The following is a 6,814-nucleotide window of genomic DNA, read 5'->3' as shown; positions in this document are numbered from 1 at the left end:
TGTAAATGGAGTTTGTTATGAGATGGTTCAGTGATTTGAACTGAAGCTATTTGCGCAGCAAGGCTTTCGATTTTGCCAAGTGAACCAATAGGCTTAATTTTACCATTGATGGTGTTTTGAATGAGTTCTGTCAAGTCAATGCCAGTAGACATCTGGATTTCCAATATTTTTTTAGCTATTGTGCGTGACAAACCCAAGAGGAACAAGGGCTTTTAGATAGAATGAATAAATATTTAGTGATTGGCGGTGTGCGTTCTGGCAAGTCGCGTCATGCTGAAACATTGGCAAATCAATTCGCCCAAGAGCAAAAAGCGAATGTCATATACGTAGCAACTGCTGAAGCATTTGATGATGAAATGACAAAGCGAATTGCGCATCATAAAGACGCGCGCCCTGACCATTGGCAAACACGCGAAAGCGGCCCTAAGCTCACAAACACGCTAGCAAAAATCGACAATAAAGCGGTTATTCTTATCGACTGTCTAACTGTTTGGCTCAATAACTGTTTGTACTACGAAGAAATTGATTGGCAAAGTGAAAAAACGTTATTTCTTGAATGGCTTCAACATACTCAGCACACAGTTATTATGGTAACCAATGAAGTAGGATTTTCAATTACGCCTGACAACCCCCTAGCAAGACAATTTGCAGATGAGCAAGGTTGGTTAAATCAAGCTGTTGCCGCTATTTCAAATAATGTGATGTTCACCATTGCAGGTATCCCTTATGAGCTCAAAAAAGACTAATATTTATCTGCTTCGCCATGGTTTACCCGAAGGTGATAATTGCCTAAGAGGCATTACTGACTTTGCAATTACAGAGCTGGGACTTGAGCAAATGGAAGTCGCTGTAGACAATTTGCAATTTGATGTGGTTATTACATCGCCACTTAGTCGTTGTTCATACTTTGCACAGCAATTAGCAATAAAACAGATGGTTAACTTTATTGAAAATCCTGACTTAGCAGAAATGAATTTTGGTGATTGGGATGGTGAACTATTGAGTGTACTGTTCGATGAACCAAACGCTAATATAATGCGCTTTTTTGAAGCACCATACGATGTTACTCCGCCAAACGGTGAAACTATGACGCACTTTAATCAACGCGTTACTAAGGTATTTAATAGCTTATGTAAACAATATTTAGGCAAGCAGGTGCTTTTAGTAACTCATGCCGGTGTAATACGAGAAATTGTGCAATTTGTGCTAGGTATTCCACCTCATTTATCATGTCATCAATCGCTTCATTTAGACTATGCCAGTTTAATAAAAATAAGTGTTATTGAAGACAAGGATCAGCTTTATTTCAGATTGCATTTGTAATGTTTACATAATTTATAGCAAATACGTGTGTGTTTACCGTAAAAGTGTGCAATTGCGTTTCTAATTAGATACATTTAAACAGTATTTTTTTGGAGAATAACAATAATGCAAAGATTTATCCCTTCTGCGTTAGTTGTTGCGATGTCACTTGGTTTGGCTGCTTGTAACAAACAAGCAACGCAAGGTGAACATGTATCAATTAACAAAAACCCATACCCGAGTACTTATCAACCATATGAAAGTACTGAGCTACTTATTACTAATGCCACAGTATTAACTGGTACTGGTGAGCGCTTAGATAATGCAGATGTATTAATCTTAAATGGTAAAGTTTCTCAAGTAGGTGAAAATTTATCGCATGCAAGAGCACGTGTTATTGACGCAAATGGTAAGTGGGTAACACCTGGTATCATTGACGTACATTCACATCTTGGCGCTTATCCTAGCCCATCGGTCGAATCGCACCAAGATGGTAACGAAATGACGAGCCCTAATACAGCTTATGTTTGGGTTGAACATTCAATTTGGCCACAAGACCCTGGTTTTAATACTGCGCGTGCTGGTGGTATTACATCGATGCAAATTTTACCAGGCTCTGCAAATTTATTCGGTGGCCGTGGTGTAACGCTTAAAAATGTACCCGCGCATACCATGCAAGCAATGAAATTCCCTGATGCGCCGTACGGCTTAAAAATGGCCTGTGGCGAAAACCCTAAACGTGTTTATGGTTCTCGTAAAATCTCGCCATCGACTCGTATGGGTAATATGGCGGGCTACCGCAGCGCGTGGGCTGAAGCTTCTGAATACAAGCGTTCTTGGGAAAAGTACGATGCTGATCACCAGCTTGGTTTAGCTGTTGATGCGCCTGAACGTGATATTAAGCTTGATACCTTACGCGGTGTGCTTGACGGTGAGATTATGATCCATAACCACTGTTACAAGGCCGAAGAAATGGCGATGATGATAGACCTATCAAAAGAATTTGGTTATCACGCAGGTACTTTCCATCACGGTATTGAAGCATATAAAATTGCTGATTTACTGGCAGATAACGGCAGCTGTGCAGCACTTTGGCCAGATTGGTGGGGCTTTAAAATGGAAGCCTACGACATGGTTCAAGAAAACATTGCGATTGTTGATGCCGTTAAAAATTCATGTGCCATTGTTCACTCGGATTCTGACACAACTATTCAGCGTCTAAACCAAGAAGCTGCAAAAGTGATGTTCCGTGCTAATGAAAATGGCTTTGATATTAAAGAAGAACACGCAATTCGTTGGATAACACAAAATGCGGCTAAATCGTTAGGCGTTGATGACAAAGTAGGTAGCTTAGAAGCGGGCAAACAAGCCGACGTAGTTATTTGGAACCAAAACCCATTTAGCGTATATGCAAAAGCTGAGCAAGTATTTATTGATGGTGCAAAAGTATATGACCGTTTTGATGAAAAATACCAAGCGAAAAGCGATTTTATGTTAGGCCAGCAATAAGGATGATAACAATGAAATTATTTAAAAAGACCTTACTTGCTGCAGCTATTTTAAGTTCCGCAGGTGCAATGGCAAAAACAACCGCAATTATTAATGCAGATATTCATACTTCAACAGAGCAGGGTGTACTTAAAAACTACAGCTTATTAATTGAAGATGGCAAAATTGTAGCAATTAGTAACCTTAAACTTGATGCAGATGAAATCATTGATGCGCAAGGTAAAATTGTAACACCTGGCTTTATTGGTAGCATGAACCAACTTGGTTTGGTAGAAGTGGGTGCGGTTGCAACATCACGTGATGGTAGTGAAAAAAAAGGTGGCATTACATTCGATCCGTCACTTGCGTTTAACCCTAAATCAACATTGATTGCCTATGCACGTAAAGGTGGCATTACTCGTGATGTTATCGCTCCTAGCTGGGGTGATGAGCCATTTGTTGGTTTAAGCTCAACAGTAAATTTAAGCGGTGAGTTTGGTACTAGTGTTGTTGATAGTCAAAATGCCATTATCGTTAATTTAGGTGGCAGCAAAGATGGTTCAAGAGCAGCGTCACTTGCTAAATTCATTGATAAGCTTGAAGGGCAGCAGACTAAACTTGAGAAGAAGTCTGATAAAAAAGATGAAAAAGCCGAGCCTTCTAAAGAAGAGAAGCTATTAACAGCAGCACTTAAAGGTGAAAAGCCGGTTGTGGTTCGTGTATCGCGTGCACAAGATATGCTTGAGCTAATCAAAGTGAAAGAGCGCTTTGGTATTGATTTAGTGTTATCAGGTGCCGAAGACGCATTGCCGATTAAAGCTGAACTTGCAGCTGCAAAGGTACCTGTTATTTTAAGTGCAATGGCAAACCTACCGGGAAGCTTTGATTCACTTAATGCGTCACTCACTACTGCAGGTGAATTAGAAAAAGCAGGCGTTCAAGTTGCTTTAACTATCGCCGGTGATAGTAGCCATAATGTATATCAATTACGTTATGATGCAGGTAACGCAGTTGCTTATGGCATGAGCCGTGAAGGCGCGCTCAAAGCGATTACTAGTAATGTTGCTGACATTTTCAATATTGAAGATGCAGGTAGCATTGCTATTGGCAAAGCTGCCGATTTAGCAATTTGGTCCGCTGACCCATTTGAAATCAGCACCACACTTGAAAAAGTGATGATTAACGGTGTGGCTGTATCAACAGAATCACGCCACGATAAGCTTCGTGATCGTTATATGGCTGAGAGTAACATGCCAAGAGCATATACTAAGTAGCGAAGGCTTTCGTTTTTTAACATTAATTGAGTATCATTTCTGTGACGTATGTTTCAGAAATGATATTTTTCCTTTTAACTTTTATAAATAACTTGTCTTATTTGATAAAGCTAAGTTTTAAAAATGTTTTATCATTCTTAGAAACCTTTCTATACTAAAGCATTATATTGGCTTTATGCGTTTTAACGCGAAGTTAAAGCTGTATTTTCTACTAATTTAAGCTAGTGGAGGTATGGTTTGTCAGAGCAAGTCACACATGAAGCAGAGCACAATAGACAACACATTCGTTTTCGTATTCCAGCAACCTTATGTATTAATGAGCATACGTTTTTAACAACAGATTGGTCGGTATCGGGCTTATCAATAGATGAATTCCCATTACATTTGGGGCAGGAATCTCATATTTCAGGTCATTTAATTTTTAATTTTGGTGATTATGACTTTCGCGTCAAAGTTAATGTAGAGAAAGTGCGGTATGACATCGAATCGGCTCATTATGCAGGGCGTTTCAGTGAATTATCAAACCAAACTGTGTCCTTACTCCATTACTTAATCAACGCCTATCTGTCAGGTGAAGTGGTAACCGCGGGAGACCTTCTTGCAATTGCCAAACAGCAGCAAGGGGTAACGAAAGACTTAGACAAACGCTTAGAAGTTGAAAGAACGGGTGCTGAAGCTTTTATATTTAACACAAAACGTTTTTTAGGCCATGTACTTTATAGTGCGATTATTATTGGATTGCTTTGGTTTATAAGTTTTACCATTTATAACAGAGCTTATGTTGTTGAAAGTAACAAAGTGGATATTAGTTATGATGAAATATCGTTACGTTCACCTAGTGATGGTTTGTTTGAGTTTCAATTAAAACCAGAACAATCGAAACTAAAGAAAGGGGATATAATCGCGACAATTAAACGTGTAAATGGTGGAGTGATAGCAATTGAATCCCCCTGTGAATGCGATTTATCAGATGTGTTCAGTCAAACAGGTGTGTTTGTTTCACAAGGGGAAAAACTAATTAGTTTAAGGCCTTTAGACTATAAAACCAGTGTGACAGCTCTTATTCCCCTTGAAAATGTAAACAAAATAACTACTGGCGATAATGCGATTGTCCGTTTCAGTGATGGTCACATAATTGAAGCGCAAGTCTACACTATTCAAAAGCATCCAGAGATTCCAGAGCAAGCTATTGTGTCATTTCAATTAATGGCACCACTGAGTGATAAAGCTGCCGATCAGTTAGCAACAGTTCGGATTGAGAGTTTTTAGTAATGGGATGGCATCTTTTCTTTTTAACATTGTTTATCACTTTTAATGTGCTTAGTCAGGAACCACTAAGTAAGGAAGGGGGGGTGCTAACTTTGAATCAGCCTGATTCGTTAATAATGCCTATGAAGTCACTTTATCATCTCAGTTCTTCTACTTTTTATGAATATTCCAATAATGCCCAATTAGAAGATACTGAACCCAAAATAATATATTTGCGCAAAGGTGATTTTACCATAAATAGTTTAGCCTCAATGATCGCCAACGATAAGGTGATTGAACGGCTAGCAGAAAATCACTACTTACTTCATTTACCCATTTATATAGCCCATAACGCAACTTTAGTGGTTGATAACACGTTACTTAAACTTGATGTAAAATCAGCTCCTTTCATCATCTACAATGGCAAGCTACTTATTACTAATAGTGAGATAACAAGTTGGGACAAATTACAGGGTAATTATGGACCAAGACCGAAACTATCTGATAAGCAACTATTAACATTTGGTAAGCAACAAGCTCGGCCTTATCTTCTCGGGCTACATGGCTCTAATACATTGATAAAATACAGTTTAATTAGAGGGTTGGGTTACCAAGGTCCATTAAGTCCTTTTGGTATATCGTTTAATGGAAAACCCAAAACACTAATTGATCCTCTTGGTTATGACGCATTGCTTAACTTATTGGCTCCCCCGAGTGGAGAGTTAATTGGAAACGTGTTTGAACATAATTTTATGGGGGTATATAGCAATTTTGCAAAACATTTAAATATTAAAGGTAATATTATTCGCTATAGCACACTTTATAATATCGATCCGCATGATGCCTCCTCTGATTTGAACGTAGAAAACAATATTGTATATGGTGCTAAACATTCACACGGTATTATATTTTCTCGAGAAGTAAACGATTCGCGTATTATCAATAATATAGTGTTTAACAATCATGGCAGCGGCATTATGTTGGACCGCGCCTCGAATCATAACCAAATACGCCATAACTTAATTTTTCTCAATGGGAAATCAGGCATTAGTATTTACGAAAGTGCGAATAATTTAATAACCGACAATACTGTTTTATTGAATGATGAAAACGGGGTGATCGTGCGAAATAGTCAATCGATTGAAATACACCGTAATACAGTTGAAGCAAACCAAGGCAATGGTATTGAAGTACTTTCTCGTTCATTACATGATCACACCCACCGTGATTTTAATCTTGACCCCTATAATGAAATATCGTCAGTAAACATTCATCAAAATCGCATTACAGAAAACCATGTTGCTGCGATTAGCGCAAAGTACAAATACGGTCTCTCGCTTTTTAAAAATAATACGTCTGGTTCTGCACCTTATATATATGGTGGGGACTTATCTGTATTGTCTAATCAGATAATTGCCATACAGGATGCAAAACCTTTTATACATTGCAGTCTTAATTTAGTGGAGGAACAATGCCCACATTAAATACTTTGAGATACTTAA

The 6,814-nt window shown here is 38.4% G+C and carries 7 protein-coding genes; 6 read left to right on the top strand and 1 reads right to left on the bottom strand.

The features are described from left to right. Positions 1 to 152 (bottom strand): nicotinate-nucleotide--dimethylbenzimidazole phosphoribosyltransferase (locus ABYD77_RS08125; RefSeq protein WP_372768766.1); only part of this gene is annotated, 152 nt, incomplete at its 3' end. A gap of 69 nt (positions 153 to 221) precedes the next feature. On the opposite strand from ABYD77_RS08125, the gene cobU reads away from it, so the two are divergent. The 6 genes from cobU (at position 222) to ABYD77_RS08095 (ending at position 6,796) form a co-directional block, all read left to right on the top strand. Beyond that, a complete protein-coding gene (gene cobU / locus ABYD77_RS08120) occupies positions 222 to 746 on the top strand; it encodes a bifunctional adenosylcobinamide kinase/adenosylcobinamide-phosphate guanylyltransferase (RefSeq protein WP_372768764.1) in 525 nt (174 codons plus the stop codon). Further along, a complete protein-coding gene (locus ABYD77_RS08115) occupies positions 727 to 1,323 on the top strand; it encodes a histidine phosphatase family protein (RefSeq protein ID WP_372768762.1) in 597 nt (198 codons plus the stop codon). The genes cobU and ABYD77_RS08115 overlap by 20 nt, the downstream gene beginning before the upstream one ends. Before the next feature lie 105 nt (positions 1,324 to 1,428). Further along, complete coding sequence (locus tag ABYD77_RS08110; RefSeq protein ID WP_372768760.1) at positions 1,429 to 2,811, top strand: amidohydrolase; 1,383 nt, start codon at positions 1,429 to 1,431, stop codon at positions 2,809 to 2,811. A gap of 11 nt (positions 2,812 to 2,822) precedes the next feature. Then, complete coding sequence (locus tag ABYD77_RS08105) at positions 2,823 to 4,064, top strand: amidohydrolase family protein (protein WP_372768758.1); 1,242 nt, start codon at positions 2,823 to 2,825, stop codon at positions 4,062 to 4,064. Positions 4,065 to 4,301: 237 nt separating this feature from the next. Further along, positions 4,302 to 5,333 (top strand): HlyD family efflux transporter periplasmic adaptor subunit, encoded by a 1,032-nt coding sequence (locus ABYD77_RS08100; protein WP_372768756.1) that lies wholly within the window; start codon positions 4,302 to 4,304, stop codon positions 5,331 to 5,333. 83 nt (positions 5,334 to 5,416) lie between these two features. Beyond that, positions 5,417 to 6,796: a right-handed parallel beta-helix repeat-containing protein gene (locus tag ABYD77_RS08095; protein ID WP_372768754.1), complete on the top strand. Its 1,380-nt coding sequence runs from the start codon at positions 5,417 to 5,419 to the stop codon at positions 6,794 to 6,796. The last annotated feature ends 18 nt before the right edge of the window (positions 6,797 to 6,814 follow it).

The organism is Pseudoalteromonas sp. (assembly GCF_041629635.1).
Classification (GTDB): Bacteria; Pseudomonadota; Gammaproteobacteria; order Enterobacterales; family Alteromonadaceae; genus Pseudoalteromonas.
Note: the sequence above shows the minus strand (reverse complement) of the source record. Positions and strands in the feature narration are given on the sequence as shown.